15 protein-coding genes are annotated in these 16346 nt (G+C 50.2%); 9 read left to right on the top strand and 6 right to left on the bottom strand.

Going from position 1 to position 16346, the window contains the following annotated elements; all coding sequences use genetic code 11:
- Window positions 1–5: 5 nt before the first annotated feature.
- Both cyoA and BLW29_RS17450 read right to left on the bottom strand, forming a co-directional pair.
- Complete coding sequence (gene cyoA, locus BLW29_RS17455; protein ID WP_090981878.1) at window positions 6–1046, bottom strand: ubiquinol oxidase subunit II; 1041 nt, start codon at window positions 1044–1046, stop codon at window positions 6–8.
- 290 nt (window positions 1047–1336) lie between these two features.
- Window positions 1337–1588: a hypothetical protein gene (locus tag BLW29_RS17450; RefSeq protein ID WP_090981875.1), complete on the bottom strand. Its 252-nt coding sequence runs from the start codon at window positions 1586–1588 to the stop codon at window positions 1337–1339.
- Window positions 1589–1797: 209 nt separating this feature from the next.
- On the opposite strand from BLW29_RS17450, the gene BLW29_RS17445 reads away from it, so the two are divergent.
- Both BLW29_RS17445 and BLW29_RS17440 read left to right on the top strand, forming a co-directional pair.
- Window positions 1798–2586, top strand: coding sequence for an SDR family oxidoreductase (locus BLW29_RS17445; RefSeq protein ID WP_256208697.1), 789 nt, complete (start codon window positions 1798–1800; stop codon window positions 2584–2586).
- Window positions 2587–2784: 198 nt separating this feature from the next.
- The gene (locus tag BLW29_RS17440) at window positions 2785–3648 is read left to right on the top strand and encodes a class I SAM-dependent methyltransferase (protein WP_090981873.1); all 864 of its coding nucleotides are present in this window, start codon (window positions 2785–2787) and stop codon (window positions 3646–3648) included.
- A gap of 53 nt (window positions 3649–3701) precedes the next feature.
- On the opposite strand, the gene yhbH is transcribed toward BLW29_RS17440, so the two are convergent.
- The 3 genes from yhbH to BLW29_RS17425 all read right to left on the bottom strand — a co-directional run bounded on the left by yhbH (window position 3702) and on the right by BLW29_RS17425 (window position 6737).
- Window positions 3702–4862 (bottom strand): sporulation protein YhbH, encoded by a 1161-nt coding sequence (yhbH, locus tag BLW29_RS17435; protein WP_090981871.1) that lies wholly within the window; start codon window positions 4860–4862, stop codon window positions 3702–3704.
- 116 nt (window positions 4863–4978) lie between these two features.
- On the bottom strand, window positions 4979–5509 hold the full coding sequence (locus BLW29_RS17430; protein ID WP_177186690.1) for a GDYXXLXY domain-containing protein: 531 nt from the start codon (window positions 5507–5509) through the stop codon (window positions 4979–4981).
- Window positions 5502–6737: a DUF2157 domain-containing protein gene (locus tag BLW29_RS17425; protein ID WP_090981868.1), complete on the bottom strand. Its 1236-nt coding sequence runs from the start codon at window positions 6735–6737 to the stop codon at window positions 5502–5504. The genes BLW29_RS17430 and BLW29_RS17425 overlap by 8 nt, the downstream gene beginning before the upstream one ends.
- A gap of 211 nt (window positions 6738–6948) precedes the next feature.
- On the opposite strand from BLW29_RS17425, the gene BLW29_RS17420 reads away from it, so the two are divergent.
- The 6 genes from BLW29_RS17420 (at window position 6949) to BLW29_RS17395 (ending at window position 15301) form a co-directional block, all read left to right on the top strand.
- Window positions 6949–8127 carry a GntR family transcriptional regulator gene (locus tag BLW29_RS17420; protein WP_090981866.1) on the top strand — a complete coding sequence of 393 codons (1179 nt, stop codon included), beginning with the start codon at window positions 6949–6951 and terminating at the stop codon, window positions 8125–8127.
- Window positions 8128–8336: 209 nt separating this feature from the next.
- Window positions 8337–9758, top strand: a complete 1422-nt coding sequence (locus BLW29_RS17415; RefSeq protein WP_177186689.1) for an ABC transporter substrate-binding protein — start codon at window positions 8337–8339, stop codon at window positions 9756–9758.
- Entirely contained in the window at window positions 9755–10711 is a 957-nt protein-coding gene (locus BLW29_RS17410; RefSeq protein WP_090981861.1) for a carbohydrate ABC transporter permease, read from the top strand. Before BLW29_RS17415 ends, BLW29_RS17410 begins: the two co-directional genes overlap by 4 nt.
- A gap of 18 nt (window positions 10712–10729) precedes the next feature.
- Entirely contained in the window at window positions 10730–11620 is an 891-nt protein-coding gene (locus tag BLW29_RS17405; protein ID WP_090981859.1) for a carbohydrate ABC transporter permease, read from the top strand.
- Between the two features lie 54 nt (window positions 11621–11674).
- A complete protein-coding gene (locus BLW29_RS17400) occupies window positions 11675–14440 on the top strand; it encodes an alpha-mannosidase (protein WP_090981857.1) in 2766 nt (921 codons plus the stop codon).
- A gap of 72 nt (window positions 14441–14512) precedes the next feature.
- Window positions 14513–15301 (top strand): phytanoyl-CoA dioxygenase family protein, encoded by a 789-nt coding sequence (locus BLW29_RS17395; protein WP_090981855.1) that lies wholly within the window; start codon window positions 14513–14515, stop codon window positions 15299–15301.
- Window positions 15302–15363: 62 nt separating this feature from the next.
- Here the strand turns inward: BLW29_RS17395 and BLW29_RS17390 are convergent, their stop codons facing one another.
- On the bottom strand, window positions 15364–15810 hold the full coding sequence (locus BLW29_RS17390) for a hypothetical protein (RefSeq protein ID WP_090981853.1): 447 nt from the start codon (window positions 15808–15810) through the stop codon (window positions 15364–15366).
- Window positions 15811–15890: 80 nt separating this feature from the next.
- Here BLW29_RS17390 and BLW29_RS17385 point away from each other — a divergent pair, with 80 nt between their 5' ends.
- Window positions 15891–16271 carry a DUF423 domain-containing protein gene (locus tag BLW29_RS17385; protein WP_090981851.1) on the top strand — a complete coding sequence of 127 codons (381 nt, stop codon included), beginning with the start codon at window positions 15891–15893 and terminating at the stop codon, window positions 16269–16271.
- Window positions 16272–16346 lie beyond the last annotated feature (75 nt).

Raw genomic sequence — 16346 nt, 5'->3', positions numbered from 1 at the left:
TTTCGTTATTTGGTCATGTCCATGCCATCCATGTGGTCGTGGTCGGAATGGTTATCTTGCGGAGTCTCGTTGGTAGAAGACTTCGTATCGTCCTTTGAAGGCTGCTCCTCGGTTGACGGTTCCTCATCCGTACCCAGTGCATGCTCATCACTTAATGTTGTTGCTTTCTGACCCATGCCTGCCGGTGCGCCGCGATTCATTGAATAATCGTGTACGATCCGGTGGAAGAGGCCTTCGGGAATCGAGGCATACGTAAGCTTATCGGACGTACCAGGCTTCGCTAGCTTCTGATAACCTTCCTCTGTCAGCGCATTGCCGCTGGCTGCGGCTTGTTTTTCCCATTTACCGAATTCATCCTGCGATACGGATTTAACGGTAAAGGACATTTTGGCAAATTCACGTCCTGAGAAGTTAGCGCCGCTTCCCATAAATTCACCTAGTTCGTCTGCCTGTAAGTGAAGCGTCGTCGACATGCCGGACATGGTATAAATCATCCCGCCGAGCTGAGGGACCCAGAAGGAGTTCATCGGACCGTCGGAAGTGAGCTCGAACTTGATCGGTGTGTCTTCCGGAATGACCAGATAATTGACTGTCGCAATGCCTTGCTCCGGATATTGGAACAACCATTTCCAGTCCAACGATGTTACTTGTATGGTAATCGGCTTCACATCGGATTCGATTGGCTTAGCCGGATCCAAGTCGTAGGTGTAGCGAGCCGTTACGATGCCGAGCACGATAATAACAACAATCGGAATGCCCCACCAAATGGTCTCCAGCTTGGTGCTGTGTTCCCACTTCGGATGATAGGCGGCTTTGTTATCCTTCTTGTCGCGGTAACGCCATACGATCCATGCCGCCAGCAGCAGCACGGGCACCATTACGATCAGGCATAGCAGCATGGTGAAGTAAATTAAGTCTTTCTGCTGGGCTCCAATCGGCCCTTTAGGGTCGAAAACAGCGATTGATTGGCAGCCCGAGGTCATTACAGCAATGCCAGCCATTGTGGCAAGACCTGCAAACCTTCGTATGATCTTGGCAATTTTCATTTCTCTCATCTCCCAACGTACCTTATGCTCACCGAGATTCTCGTTAGCGAAAATGTTTGTGATTTCATTCACTACCTCTGCAAAAAGATAGTATCACGTTCTGAGCGCCGTGTGTGTGCTGTTAACAAAGGCGTCAAGAGAACGACTTATTTCTGTAATAATCTGTTCAACGGTTAGACTTAATTGGACAAAAAATAAGAGGACTGTACCCAGAAATCTGGAAACAGTCCTCTTATTTGGGGTTGCTGAACGATACTTCCATTCGGCAACTAGATGTTATTCTTCATGTGTTACTCCGATAGAGATTCGGAGCTGCGTTTGTGCACCAGGCTCATCGCTGTACCGATCATATAGATAAACACGCTGCCTACCATGAAGCCAACACCCGACATCAATGTAGCATTGCTGTCGCTAAAGTCGTTAATATTGAACAAACACAGAACCAGCCCAACACAAAGCGCTGTCCATGCCGCAATCTTCATTACGAAAAACAATGATTTCCCGTCCCGCTCTGTCTGCTGTTTAACTGCTACATTAGCCATCGTAATATTCACTTCCTCGTAGAGAATGTTCTGCTCGAAATTAATTATGTCTAATTATAACACAATCTTCACCTTTTGTTCATACTTTGTTCAATTATTTTTCAAGATTCGGACACTTTTATTGAAAACAGACGTACAAGGGATTGATTAACAATTCCGCGAATACATTATGCAGGATACTTCTTCCAAAATGATGATGAGAGGATAGGATGAAAGGTATGAAAATGAGCGGGAACACAATTCTGATTACAGGAGGCACCTCGGGTATAGGCTTCGAATTCGCAGCTCAGCTGATTAAGTTAGGGAATACCGTTATCATAACGGGAAGGGATCAAGCGAGGTTGGATGAGGCGAAGAAGAAGCTTCCGACCGTACATACGATGCAAAGCGATGCGGGGGATTCTCAAGCGATTGCAGCGCTGTTTGATCAAGTGGTGAAGCAATTCCCGAAGCTTAACGTCCTCATTAATAATGCAGGACTGATGCGCAGAATTAATCTGCATGATCCGGATGTTGATTTGGAAGATCTCAACCGCGAGATCGCCACGAATTTAAGCGGACCTATTCGGATGGTGAAGCAATTCCTGTCCCATCTGAAATCACAGGAGTCTGCCGCGATTATGAATGTCTCCTCTGGACTGGCATTTGTGCCGCTGCCGATCTCGCCCGTGTATTGTGCGGCGAAAGCTGGGCTCCACTCCTATACACAATCGCTGAGGGCGCAGCTTAAGAGTACGGGAGTAAAAGTATTTGAACTGGCGCCTCCGTTAACCGAGACTCCGCTGTTAGATTCATTCGATTCGGCAGATATGGCAGGTTCGAAAGCGATGAGCGTATCCCAATTGGTTGGAGCTGCCATTCGTGGGATGGAACAAGATAAACTCGAAATTCGCCCAGGACAAAGCAACGCATTGAAGCTTATGAGCCGAATCGCGCCGAACTTTATTTTCGGCCAGCTCAGTAAGTCTGTGGACAACATGCTTAAAGCATCAAAGTGAAACAAGTGCGATTCATCCTATATAAATAAAGAAACGACACCTTTAAAGGTGTCGTTTTTATTTGAGTGTATAAGTGAAAAAAAGGCATAGCCGTATAATAGTATATATAAATTTTGGATATCAGTCTATTGTTTTATGGGGTTACCCTGTATGTTTAATGAAGCGACCGCGGCGCTAATATGGCTAAGGAGAACGGCGATGGAACACTATTATTGGGATGAACAAATCGCGTACTTAAAGAGATCGGCAAGCTTATACTACAACGATGATTATATACAGTTTCTTATCGAGCGCGTATGGAAGATTGACTCTCCTGTCAACATCATCGATTATGGCTGTGGATTTGGACATCTGGGGTTGCGACTAATGCCATTGCTGCCAAGTGGTTCAACGTACTCCGGCATCGATGCCGGCAGCAAGCTTATCGATCATGCCCGCGCGCTCTTTAATGAAGCTCCCTACGATACAGAATTTATGAACGGGGATTTCCTCACGTACAAGTTCGAGAAGAAATATGACATTGCGCTCTGTCATGCTGTATTGCTCCATATGACGGATCCGATGCAGCTGCTGCGGAAAATGATCGACTGTGTGAAGAAGGATGGGAAAATAATCACGTTCGAGCCTCATTGGAATGGGAATCATGCCGGCTTTTATTTAGAAGGTGTTGATCAATCCCGTATCATGCCGCTTGGACTACTGCAAGAGTTATTCGAGCGAGATGTCAAATGCACGGGCAAGGATGGCAACATCGGTGCAAAGCTTCCTCTATACTTCAATCAGTTAGGTTTACGCCAAGTGGAGTGCCGCGTAAGCGATAGAGTGAATGTACTGGATCCGACAGTCGATGATCAGAATCGGGCTGAGCGGTATGAAGCCATGCGCTTCAGCGATCCCGGGGAGCGTGAGACTTATATTCGTAACCTGTTGTTGCGTGGAATGCAACTAGATGAAGCAGAGCGGCAGTACGAGGCAGAGAGGCTAATTGCATCGGCATTTACTTCAACGAGTGCAGCTGCTTATGCACCCGGGATGAGGATTACATTCGGAACGGTCCAATAATGGAGAAGGCTGCCACCAAAGCGACAAACTCGCTTTAGTGACAGCCATTTTAATTACACCACTAATTCCCGCTTACGGAAGAACGACTTCAACGCGTTATACACTTCGCCTTTCTCGCGGATCACGTAGTGCATGAAGTTGGGCAAATTGATGTGCTTATACGCTGACATGAGCGTACTGGAGCGATTATACTGATTAACCTCGCCATAGCCGAACAAGTTCGCCCGCTTGAGCAGCTCGCCGATCAATTTCACGCAGCGCTCGTTGTCGCTTGTAAGATTGTCACCGTCGGAGAAGTGGAACGGATAAATATTATAGAGCGTCGGAGGGAAGCGACTGTCGATAATATCGATCGCTTTGATATAAGCGGAAGAACAGATCGTCCCCCCGCTCTCGCCGCGGGTGAAGAACTCTTCCTCCGTGACTTCCTTCGCTTCCGTATGATGCGCGATAAACACGATCTCCACATTCTCGTATTGATGCCGCAGGAAGCGGGTCATCCAGAAGAAGAAGCTGCGGGCAACGTACTTCTCGAAGGAACCCATCGATCCGCTCGTGTCCATCATGGCCAAAATGACCGCATTGGACTGCGGCTTAATGATTTCTTCCCACGTCTTGTAGCGCAGGTCATCCGGCGAAATACCGTGAATACCCGGCACACCGCTCGTTGCATTCCGTTTCAGGTTCTCAAGGATCGTCCGTTTCTTGTCGATGTTGGACATGATCCCCTTCTTGCGTATATCGTTGAAGCGGATTTCTTTGGTTTCCAACTGATCGCGATCCTTCTGCTTCAGGAACGGCAGCTCCAGCTCCTCGAAGAGCATCGTCTCAAGCTCAGCGAGGCTGATCTCAGCCTCCACGATGTCATCGCCCGGCTGATCGCCGGCATTCTCGCCTTTGCCGCCCTTCTGGGCGGAAGCAGGGTCAACGCCGAGCACGTCGCCGACTTGGCTGTCGCCGTCGCCTTGGCCGACATGCTTGTTTTTGTTGAAATTATAGACAAAACGATATTCATCAAGGCTGCGGATCGGAACTTTAATGACATGCTTCCCATCCGACATGACAATGTTTTCTTCCGAGACGAGGTCGGGTAAATTTTGCTTTATCGCTTCGCGCACTTTCTGCTGGTGCCGTGCTTGATCCTGATGTCCTTTGCGATGCAGTGACCAGTCCTCACGAGACACGGTGTAAAGCGTACCTTCATTTTCTGCCATGCCTGGGCACCTCCCCATACCGATTGAGCTAGAAAGATTCTTATTGTTATTCATTCTATTCAAGTCTCGAACGGTTATGTGAGGCAATATTGGCCCATATCTAGCAATCTGGCAGTCTAGGGCTGAATTCTTTCAATTATGGCGCTGCCCCAAGGGGCTACTTTGACATGTACGATCAGCTTGCCGGCGCGCTGCTCCAGCTCTTTGCCCGTATTTTCCTCCACATAGTATTGCTCCAGTCCATAGGTAATCCGAAGCGTGTCATCCGTGGTATACTGCACGCGGCCTTTAAGTGCAACCTCGCCTGTGCCGCGAGGGGGTTTACGGTCATATACACCTTTAATTTCGTACGTAGACGCGTCCCCATCTTGCGCAAGCAGTACATAAATGGTATCGCCTTGCTTAGCCTTGTCGCCATCTTTCCAATCCGACCAAGCGGCGTTATTAATCGCATAATTGAGCTGCACATAATCGCCATACAGCTGATCGCGAGGATCGACGGGAACGGTTCGGAGCGTGATTTCTTTGCCAACCCACAGCGCTGAATAATGAAAGCAAGCGATGCCGCCAAGGAAGAGCAGTTGAACCGCAACGAGCAGGATCAGCCAGACATTGCGGCCTCGTTTGAACATCGTTTGATCATTCATGCGGCTTCTCCTCCTCCTCATGGAGCTCGACCAGAAATTGTTTCTTACGGCGATTCAAGAACCAGCTCAGTGCAAGCAGGATGACGCCGCCAAGGATGAAAAAGATCGATTTGTCCATAAAATCCCATGCCAGCTTCCCATAAGCCGCCATCGTGCTCGTAAGAAACAGCAGCGTACCCAGGTTGATTTTGACAGCCCATTCTTCCGCATAGCCTCTCCACAGCAAGTACAGGGAGAAAGCGAACAATACGATCAGATAGGCAGCATCCGCGCCGTGAGCCAGGTAGAAGAATGGAAGTGCCAGCAGCCAATCCGGGCTCGACATGAGACGGTGGTTTCGATATTTGCCCGCAATCGATAGTGCGAACAGAGCGACCAGCGCAAGGGTGAACCAAAGTGGCTGTGCAGACAGGTCCTTTAAGAAGGATGAATCATTGCTATCGTTCCAGAACAGGACGATAAACAGATTGTGGACAAACGCCGCCACGAGCGGGATCGCTTGAAACGGATAGACGGATTTGCGTTCCCGGGCCCAATCCATCAAGCTGTAAAGCAGCCAAATCGGGATGAAGAACCAGGAGAAGGCCCAATCGTTGACGGTTACAAGCAGGATGCTCTGAATCGTAAAGCTGGCAGCCAGACACCAAGCAAGCAGTGTATTGGGACGTTTCAGCCAGTAATAACCGAGGCCAAGCATCATAATCGCAAGCGCGACATAGCTAAAATGACTGAATTCCGTCGAATTGTACCATTGTAGTCCTGTGAAGATCAGTAAGGTTAACAGGAATAGGTAGCGGCTCTTAATGAGATAAGTGAGCAGCACGCCGATTGTTCCCCACACTATAAATGAAGTGACATCATAAGCTTGCAGATGAAACATTTGACCCGTCAGTACGATGCCAGCTCCGAAAGTGAGAAGTCCGAGTCCAATGAGAGCAGTACCTAGCTTCTCATGATCTCTCCTGCGGAACATTTCTCCTGCCCCGTAGAATCCAACCATAATAACCGCGATAAGGATGAGCCGCATCAGCTGCGGGATTTGGCCCCAGTTCGCGGCGACGAAGCTGAGGATGCCAAGACCAACCAAGATGCTTCCCAGTATAGGGATTATGCCGATGGCGCGCTTCTTCTCCGGATATTGGGCGAGAATGCGTTGGAATTGTTCGGGGGTGATGATACCTTGCCGAGTCCAGGAAGGACCCTCTTGCTGCAGCCATTTTCTGCTCATCTGCCGCACCTCTTTCTCTCTTCTTACTTTCAGTATAGTCAACAATATTTCAAAACATAGTACTAACTTTACCTGGTACCGGCGATAAGCCTTGTTTGAGATAGAAGCCCAAGTCATGGATGTAAACCCTATTGCATAATATGTCATATTGGTTATAATACAACTATACAAGTTTCGGGCTGTTTCATTCGATCAGATTGGAGGTTTTCACATGCAAGACGGAAGGATTCCGATCTATCAAGTCATTCAAGACTTTATTAAGAACCAGATTCAGACAGGCGTTTGGAGTCCGGGCGATAAAATCTTTACGGAGAAGGAGCTCATGGAGAAGTTTGAGGTGAGCCGAATTACAGTATCCAATGCGCTGACCGGTCTGACCAAGGAAGGCTGGCTGAACCGGATTCAAGGGAAGGGCAGCTACGTCCACGATATGGCGCTATCGCTGCGCAGCACGGCGCAATCCGGGCCAAGCATTGGCATGATCACGCCTGCAGAACAAGAAGAGAGCCGCCGAAACGTAATTGGATTGATATTGCCCAATATAAGCGATTTCTTCTCCATGAGAATGAATAAAGGCATTTCCAAGGCGTTGAAACAATCCGGCTATAATTTCGTGCTCATGCTGTCGGAGAATTCCAAGGAGCGTGAAGCTGCAGCTATCCGCGAACTGCTGTACATGGGCGCTTCCGGCTTGATAATCTTCCCGGTGGATGCGGAAACCTATAACGAGGAGATCTTAAGGTTGAAGCTAGAGCGGTTTCCGCTAGTCATTATCGATCGGTATTTGACCGGAATCGAGACACACTTCATAGGATCTGACGGGGTAGAAGCATCGAGGCTGGCCGTCAATCATCTCTATGAGCTAGGCCACCGGGATATCGCGATTTGTTCCGATGTTCCACTGTCTACGACGACGATTGAGCAGCGGCTGTCCGGTTATATGAAGGCGCTCAAGGAGCTGGGGGAAATGATTAATCCGGCTATGATGCTGACCGACTTCTATGTCGATTACGAGCGGGAGGAGCTGGATGAGCAGCATCCGCTCTTCCGTTACGTTAAGAATGGTCTAGCGACAGCGTACATTACGCTAAACGGTACGATGGCACTGCATTTGTTTCGGATCGTTCGCCATCTCGGACTCGAGGTGCCGAAGGATATTTCCATCGTGACGTTCGATAATTTATCGCCGAGCCGCGAGTTCAATTTCTTCACCTATATCGACCAGCACGAGGAAACCGTAGGAAGATTGGCGGCAGAGCAGCTGCTTGGACTACTGGACGACACGGGGAAAATGAACCAGCAGGAGAACAAATATCGGAAACTGCTCATTGAACCTCACCTCGTTTCAAGCGTTTCAACGGCAGGTTGCCCGGTTCGCACCAAACCATAAACGAACGCGGAACTCTTCATTGCGAAGGGTTCTTTTTTATGGAAGTTTTCGACAAAAGTAGTCGTTGACAATAAAGTTTCTTTGGGAGTAATATATCGACATATCATATAATACATATGTAGGGAGGTGCAGCCGACAGTCCGCTGACATCATGATTTGAAATGGATTTGGTTCACAAGCAATTTAAGAGGCGAGAGGAGCTTGGGTCAATGAAGGGGAGCAAATGGGTTTCTTCGATCTTGTCCATCTTCGTGGTGTTAACACTCGTTTTAACAGCTTGTTCCGACAATTCAGGCAACAAAAATGAAAGCGGTAACAAAAATAACGCAGCAGCACCAACGACAACGGACAACACAACCAGTTCCGATACGAATTCCACGGCGACGGAATCGACGAATGACGGCAGCGATGATACTGCTGCAGCTCCGGCAGCCGAACCGTTTGAGTTGACGGTTTGGAGCCATAACGTGGCCAATGCGATGCCGGAAGCCAACGATCCGACAGCGACGAAGATTTATGATTATATTCAGAAGAAGATGGAAGAGAAATTCCCGGGCGTTACGATTAAATATATCGATAAAGGCTGGGCGGATACGCTTCGTCAAGCCATCATGGTTGCCGTCATGGGCGGTAATCCGCCGGATGTGGCAGACGGTGAAGACTTCATTCCGGAGTTTGCGCGGATCGGTGCGCTTCTGGAGGTTCCGCAAGATGTGGCTGCTCAGCTTGCTCCAGGTCCAATGAAAGCGGCTATGCATGACGGCAAGCCGTATGCGGTAGCTCAGATGACAGGCGTATTCAGCCTTGTGTATAACAAGGATGTTATGACGAAGGTCGGACTTGATCCGAATACACCGCCGAAAACATGGGATGAATGGCTTGATATGTCCAAGAAAGCGACGGTAGCAGGTAAAGGTAAATACTACGGCTCTATCGTTCAAAACATGGGTCTTGGCGGAGCGTTCCGTCTTGCGCCGTTCATGCGCCAAGCAGGCGGAGACTTCACGAATGAGGATTGGTCGCAGGTGACCTTCAATTCGCCGGAGAACGTCAAAGCGCTCACATTCCTGCGTGAGCTTTCCAAAACAGCACCTCCGGGCTCCACGTCCATGACGGATGAAGGCCAATTCTTCAACCTGTTGAACAGCGGGAAAGTAGCTTTCGCGGTTAACGGTCCTTGGCATATCGCTTGGGGCAAATCCATGGGCTGCACAAACTGCGGCTTTGCACCGCTGCCGGTTCCTGAAGCAGGTCATACGGGCAACGTCATCGTTGGGAACACGCTCTTCTATGCACTCAAGCAATCGAAGCATCCAGAGGCAGCGATTGAATTCCTGACGATTCTGGCGAGCAAAGAATATCAAGAGCTTGAAGCAAACGCAACGGGCCGACTTCCGGCTAACATGGAAGCTGGCAAAAACACGGATCTGCTCAAAGCCTATCCGGAGCTTCAAGTGTTCAACGACATCGTAGCGAACGAGCAAAGCGCTCCGCTTCCGGTTTATCCGAAGAACGGTCCGCAAATCTGGGAAGCGTGGTATAAAGCGCAGGATATTACGCTGACAACAGATAAACCGATCGAGGACGCACTGAAGGATGCACAGAAAACAGCTGAGGAACAGCTGAAGTGAGATCGGTCCAGTTGAAGAACGAAGCTCCCCGGGCGGTGCCCGGGGAGAATTCCTCGTCCATCCTGCAGCGGCTGAGACCGTTCTATAATCGTCACCGTGACGGTGTGATCGGATATTCCTTACTTGCGCCCATGTTTGTTTTTTTCGCTGTTTTTTCTTTATTTCCGGTTCTATTCGTCATCTACTTGTCCTTTACGGAATGGAATGGCGTGCTCGGACTGCCGAAGTGGGTCGCTCTAGATAACTTTCATCGCTTCTTTACGACGGGCGATTATTTAGTCACTTTACTGCATGCAGGCTTGTATGGATTGCTTATCCTGGTTGGATGTATGTCGATCGGTTTCTTCATTGCGCTTCTGCTGAACCAGAAGGTGAAGGCCGTCGGCCTCTACCGAACACTGTGGTATTTGCCTGTTCTCGTATCCTTCGCGGTCGTTGCGCAGATCGCGAATGCGGTTCTTGATCCGGTTACCGGCTTAGCGCGCAAGGTGATGGAGCGTTTCGACATGGAGCCGATTATTTTTCAACAAAGCGTCTTCTGGATGACCTTCTGGCTTATAATCATCTCCATTTGGAAGGGCATCGGAGGTACGGTCATTATCTATTTGGCCGGATTGCAAGGGATTGATACAACGTTATATGAGGCGGCAAAGGTTGATGGGGCGTCGAGGTTCAAGATCATGCTCTACGTTACGCTGCCATCGCTTCGTCCGATTACAATGTACATTGCCATCATGGGAATTATCGCCAGTTTTCAGATCTTCGAGCCGGTGCAGCTCCTAACTCACGGGGGGCCTCAGGGCCATACCAACATCATTCTGCATCGCATCTATCAGGATGCCTTCCAGTCCTTCAATATGGGGATGGCCAGTGCCTCCTCCGTCATGGTGCTGCTGTTCACGTTCACGCTTACGATGATTCAATACCGCATTTCGCAGCGAAACCAAACCTAAGGGGAGGAACGCTAAGACATGGTGAATGAACGAAGCAAGCTTGAAAGTTTCGCCATCTACTTGCTGCTCATTGTCGGAAGTGCCGTCATGTTCTATCCGTTCCTCTTTCAGGTGATGGCTTCCATCGGCTCGAACAAGGATTATTACGACTCGATTCTGCTCCCGATTCCGACTGAGATTAATTTGGACCGCTACGTCAGTCTGTTTCAAAACAATCTTATTTTCCGCTACTTCATCAATACAGCGCTTAGAAGCATCTACTACATTGCGGTTACTTGTTTCGTGTCGCTCATCGCTTCTTATGTGTTTACCAAGCTTCGGTTTAAAGGACGCGACACGGTGTTTGTCATCTTCCTCACTTCGATGATGATTCCGGGTCAGGTAACGCTCATCCCGACGTATTTGCTGTTCGCTCGTTTTCCGATGCTCGGCGGCAATGATTGGCTGGGGCAAGGCGGTCACGGCATGATCGATACGTGGGGGGCGCTGCTGCTCGGAAGCGGTATTGTGAACATTGCTGCGATCTTTCTGGTGAAGCAAACGATGGAGTCGATTCCGTTCGAATATGAGGAGGCTGCCCGAATTGACGGTGCCGGTGTATTCTGGACGATATTCGGTATTTATTTGCCAATGGTTCGCGCTGTCCTTGCGGTTATTGTCATTACGACGTTTATTACGATTTGGAACGATTATTTGTGGCCGCTTGTAGCGATCAACAATCCGAATATTCAGGTCATCAATACAGGCGTCACCAGCTTGCTTACGACGATGATGCAAAGCGGCCAAGTGCCGGAGTATCCCGATTTCTTCGCGCTGACAGCCATCGTTGTGCTGCCTCCGATTCTGGTGTATTTGCTGCTCCAACGCAATTTCATTCAAGGCTATGCAATGGCAGGGATAAAAGGGTAGCAGCACCGCGGCTCCCTGCGGAATAACGCCTATTCGGTCTGTTAGGAGGAACTCATGACGAAGCGATCTTCCATTAAAACGGTTTATGTCGTATCCCATACCCACTGGGACCGGGAATGGTATCAGGATTATCAAGGGTTTCGCACAAGACTTGTTTATATGATCGATGAGCTGCTCGATACGATGGAGGCCAATCCGGATTATCGCTATTTTCTGATGGATGGTCAGACCATCGTCATTGACGATTATTTGGAAATCCGTCCGGAGCGGCGGGAGCAGCTAACGCGCTTCATTCGGGAGTCGCGAATCGGCGTTGGGCCATGGTATGTCATGCCGGATGAGTTCCTGGTCAGCGGGGAATCGCTCATTCGTAATTTGCAGACAGGCTTCCGCGAATCGCGCAAGCTTGGCACGGAACCGGTCAAATCGGGGTATGTCACTGATATATTCGGTCATAACAGTCAATTTCCGCAGCTGCTGCGCGGATTCGGCATTGATAATGCGGTGCTGTTCCGCGGCTTCCGCGGCGACGGCGACCCGGCGGAAATGGAATGGGAAGGGGCAGACGGGAGCCGCGTGCTTGGACTGAAGCTGGACGAAGACCGCGCTTACGGCGATTTCTACTTCTTCCTTCGCTGGCCATTCGTGGACCGCGAGTTCCGCTATGAGGAACCGGAGCTTATTGAACGGGCGATTTCGATGCTCGCCTATAAGAACAAACGGGCAACGACGGATATCATGATGGGCATGGACGGCGTGGATCATATCGAAATCGAGCCTCGTCTGCCGTGGATGCTGCAAACGCTGAATGAAGCGGAGGGGCTTGAAGGTGTCACATTTAGGCATGCCACATTGGAGCAGTATTTGGAAGCGCTGCGAGGCAAAGTCAGCGACTTGAAATTGTACCAAGGGGAGCAGCGAACGAATGGCTTTAACGGGATCAACAACTGGGTGCTGGTGAATGTGCTGTCCTCCCGAATCCACTTGAAGCAGCGCAATCAGCAGTGTGAGCTTCTGCTTGAGAAGTGGGCCGAGCCATGGGCTGTATTCGCCGGATTTGAAGGAAGGGCTTATCCGCGCGTTTTTCTGGAGAAGGCTTGGCAATTCCTGCTGCAGAACCATCCGCATGATTCCATCTGCGGCTGTTCCATCGATCAGGTCCATCGGGACATGATCTATCGGTTCGATCAAAGCCGACTCATTGCGCAGCAAATGAACCACGAGCAGCTGCACTATTTGGCCAACCATATTGATCCAAGCGGACTTGTCGGTTCCGATATTCTCGTCGTGTACAATCCGCTTCAGGATGCCGGGGACGGCGTCGTCGTTGTAGATGCAGAGCTTCCGCATGACGGCGCCGGCGGACTGAAATCCATCGTACTTGGGGGCAGCTTCCTCCAGCTGAGGGATGCAAGCGGACAATTGCTGGATTGCCAAGTTGTGGAGATCGCACGTAATAAAGTAAGACGTATTCGCAAATATCGCGATATACCAAGCGCGGAAACGGTGGATCGCTTGAAGCTCGCCTTCGTAGGAAGCATTCCGCCTTGCGGTTATGCAGCATTTGCGATTGAGAAGACAGTCATTCCGGTGCCGGCTTTCGGGGAGTATGGCATGACTACGCTCGTGCAGCCGCGTCGACTGCTCGGGACGATGAAGGTCAACGAGACGACCTGGAATAACGGTCGAATCGAAATGCGTGTGAATGAGAACGGCACGATTCGAGTGACGAATCTGCACACCGGCAAGGTTCATGACGGGCTGCTGTTGTTTGAAGATGCGGCTGATATCGGCGAGGGCTGGAATTATGTAGCGCCGGCTAACAATGCGATCTTTCATTCCGCAGGCTGCCGCGCCGTGATCTCAACGGTTACAGATGGACCGCTGGTCAGTATCGCATGTGTCGAAATCAACTTCATCGTACCGGCCGGCATCACGCACGACGATACAAGCCGCCGTGATGACAAGGTCGGATTGGGGATACGCACTTATCTGGAGCTGCGCAAAGATGATCCGGTGCTGCGCTGCCAAACGATCGTGAACAACACGGCACGCAATCACCGGCTGAAGCTGCTGTTCCCATCAGGGGTTCAGACGGATCATCATTTTGCGAGTACGCCGTTTGATCTCGTTAAGCGCCCGAATAAGCAGAATGATGCTGCGGCTCACTTGGAGACAGCGCGAGGGGATGCGCCATATAACGGCATTGTTGCCTTGCGAGATGATACAGCGGGACTAGCGCTATACTCGAAGGGGCTCTACGAGATGGCGATGAAAGAAGACGAGGCACGTACCGTCGCGCTTACGTTATATCGCAGTACGGATAAGGAAGTGCTGAGCGATGGTGGGGATGGCGGTCAGCTCCTGTGCGAGATGACCTTCGACTATGCCATCAGACCGTTCGAAGCACAGACTGTATCGCTTCCGAATCTATGGGCAGAACGCGAGCAGTTTGCCGCCGGCTTGCAGTCGTTAACGGTGCGAAGAGATGACATTCGTTATGAATCGCTGCAGCGGCGGGAGCGGGACTTGCCGGCAGTCCATTCCTACGTCCAAGTGGACAATGGCGCAGTCCGGATAAGTGCGCTTCAGCAAGCGGAGCAGCTGGCTTATGGGGTGAATATCCGCTTGTTCAACTCGTCGGAGCATGCGGAAACAGCTGTTGTCCGGTTCGATCGTCCGATCGAATCTGCGGAAGCCGTCTCGCTGGATGAACAGCCGATTGCAGATTTCACGGACCTGCATCTGAAGGACGGGGCAATTACGATCACGCTTGGGGCCAAACGGATTCAGACGATCCGACTGACATTCGGCTCGTAGGACTGGCATATAGTTGTGATAGTACGCCATGATCATTTCTAAACTTACACTTACAGAAGGAGCGATAGCTCAATGTTGAACCCGGTAGTGTCACCAGGCGAATTAACAGAAACCGATCGTTTTATTTTTGAATCATGGGGATATTTTGTCATACCTGATGTCCTGAACGCAGAAGAGGTGAAGCAATGCCTGGAAGCTTCGGAACGTGTGCATAGAGCTGCGGGCACGGAAGGTTTCGGTCAGGTCGGACGGGGCTATGAGACAGAGCCGGCTCTCGAGCAGCTGATGGACCACCCTGCTGTGCTTCCGAAGATCAGAGGACTGTACGGCGACCGATTCATCATGCAATCCGGCTGGAATACGAAGCAGCCGGCCTTTGGCGGGATGGGCGGATGGCATCAGGACGGCTCGGGCGCTTATGACTTCAAGAAGCTTAGCTTCCCGCAAATCCCATTGCTGCAGCTGCGGGCTTCGTATCTTCTTACCGATCAAACGCTTCCTCGGATGGGGAACATGGAGCTGATTCCGGGTAGTCACCGCAGTCTGGTTCCCATGCCTGAAGCGCTGCGCAAGGAGAAAGGCGATGTATCGATCGGCCATGTTATCTGTGCTCCGGCTGGCTCGGTTCTTGTCTTCCATAATGCGGTATGGCATCGCACCTATGCGCATGACGGTGATTATGATCGGTATACGATGCACTACATCTATAGTCCGCCGTGGGTAAGAGCATCCGACAGGCTGCAAAACTCGAAAGCATTTCTTGAGCAAACAACACCGCTTCGCCGTGCGCTGATGGGCGAGTTCCATCGCCCTGATGCACCGTTTGGAAGCGGGTATGAGATTCCACCATTCGAGGGTTAATCGTACGAAAAAGAGGAAGAGCCGCGTTGATCGCGCTCTTCCTCTTTGTTTTTTGCCTGTATTTACCCGCCCATTGCAAGACCGATCAGGAATAAACCGATAAACCCGACAGGGAGCAATCCGTTCGTGACGATCCCGATGATCGAGAAGGCTTTGCGCTTATTCTTCGCGCAGGCGCCGACGATTCCGAGGATCAGACCTACAATGCTGGCTCCCATCGAGCCGATAATCAGCAAGCCGGCTCCGATAATCGGCGCGTACGCTTCAATATCTGCCATATTCGCCTCAATTTCCTGCTGAAGAGTGTTGCTGTCTGCAAAGTTGTGGTTCATAATAAATGATGTTGCAAGAATAATGGCGATGATAAAGCCGATAATGCTGATGAGACCAATGATAAATGAAGCTATGCCAAGCTTGGATTGCGTTTTGGGCGGCTGCTCCTCATAAGCTGCCGGTATTGGAGTAAAACCGTCTTGCGGGAACTGGTTCTCGCTGCCGTTTTCATTCATGGATTAAATCTCCTTTATCAATCATTTGCTATCGTACAGTTTAACGTATTTTACAGCCATTGGAAAGGATGGAGAATGTGATGTTTAACAAATATGGCGCTTACGGAGCGATCCATGCCTTGATTGCCGTGATGCTTGGCGCATTCGGAGCTCATGCCTTGAAAGACCGACTTACAGATGACATGCTGAATGTGTTTGAGACCGGCGTCCGCTATCATATGTACCACGCGATCGGGCTATTCCTGCTTGCGCTGGCTGCGGAACGAATCGGACAAGGAAAGGGCATACGCTGGGCGGCTCGCTTGATGCATATCGGTATTTTCCTGTTTTCCGGCAGCTTATATGCGCTCAGTCTGTCGGATATCAAGCTCTTGGGTATTATTACGCCGTTTGGCGGACTTGCCTTTATCGTAGCTTGGGCCGTTGCTGCTTATTCCATCTGGAAAGCTAAGAGCAACTAGATTCGGTTTGATAGGTTCTTATTCAAGGCGACTTCACGTTCAGGGTGCTGTATCGACGGCATCCCGCGCTTGAGG

This window comes from Paenibacillus sp. CF384, assembly GCF_900106745.1.
Classification (GTDB): Bacteria; Bacillota; Bacilli; order Paenibacillales; family Paenibacillaceae; genus Paenibacillus_Z.
This window is presented reverse-complemented; position numbering and strand designations above follow the sequence as displayed.

What these genes read in the sequence shown, in the direction of transcription:
- BLW29_RS17420 (WP_090981866.1), top strand. Translation starts at nt 6,949, where the DNA reads ATGCAAGACGGAAGGATTCCGATCTATCAAGTCATTCAAGACTTTATT.
- BLW29_RS17440 (WP_090981873.1), top strand. Translation starts at nt 2,785, where the DNA reads ATGGAACACTATTATTGGGATGAACAAATCGCGTACTTAAAGAGATCG.
- BLW29_RS17400 (WP_090981857.1), top strand. Translation starts at nt 11,675, where the DNA reads ATGACGAAGCGATCTTCCATTAAAACGGTTTATGTCGTATCCCATACC.
- BLW29_RS17395 (WP_090981855.1), top strand. Translation starts at nt 14,513, where the DNA reads ATGTTGAACCCGGTAGTGTCACCAGGCGAATTAACAGAAACCGATCGT.
- yhbH (WP_090981871.1), bottom strand. Translation starts at nt 4,862, where the DNA reads ATGGCAGAAAATGAAGGTACGCTTTACACCGTGTCTCGTGAGGACTGG.
- cyoA (WP_090981878.1), bottom strand. Translation starts at nt 1,046, where the DNA reads ATGAAAATTGCCAAGATCATACGAAGGTTTGCAGGTCTTGCCACAATG.
- BLW29_RS17405 (WP_090981859.1), top strand. Translation starts at nt 10,730, where the DNA reads ATGGTGAATGAACGAAGCAAGCTTGAAAGTTTCGCCATCTACTTGCTG.
- BLW29_RS17425 (WP_090981868.1), bottom strand. Translation starts at nt 6,737, where the DNA reads ATGAGCAGAAAATGGCTGCAGCAAGAGGGTCCTTCCTGGACTCGGCAA.
- BLW29_RS17445 (WP_256208697.1), top strand. Translation starts at nt 1,798, where the DNA reads ATGAAAGGTATGAAAATGAGCGGGAACACAATTCTGATTACAGGAGGC.
- BLW29_RS17450 (WP_090981875.1), bottom strand. Translation starts at nt 1,588, where the DNA reads ATGGCTAATGTAGCAGTTAAACAGCAGACAGAGCGGGACGGGAAATCA.
- BLW29_RS17430 (WP_177186690.1), bottom strand. Translation starts at nt 5,509, where the DNA reads ATGAATGATCAAACGATGTTCAAACGAGGCCGCAATGTCTGGCTGATC.
- BLW29_RS17415 (WP_177186689.1), top strand. Translation starts at nt 8,337, where the DNA reads ATGAAGGGGAGCAAATGGGTTTCTTCGATCTTGTCCATCTTCGTGGTG.
- BLW29_RS17390 (WP_090981853.1), bottom strand. Translation starts at nt 15,810, where the DNA reads ATGAATGAAAACGGCAGCGAGAACCAGTTCCCGCAAGACGGTTTTACT.
- BLW29_RS17385 (WP_090981851.1), top strand. Translation starts at nt 15,891, where the DNA reads ATGTTTAACAAATATGGCGCTTACGGAGCGATCCATGCCTTGATTGCC.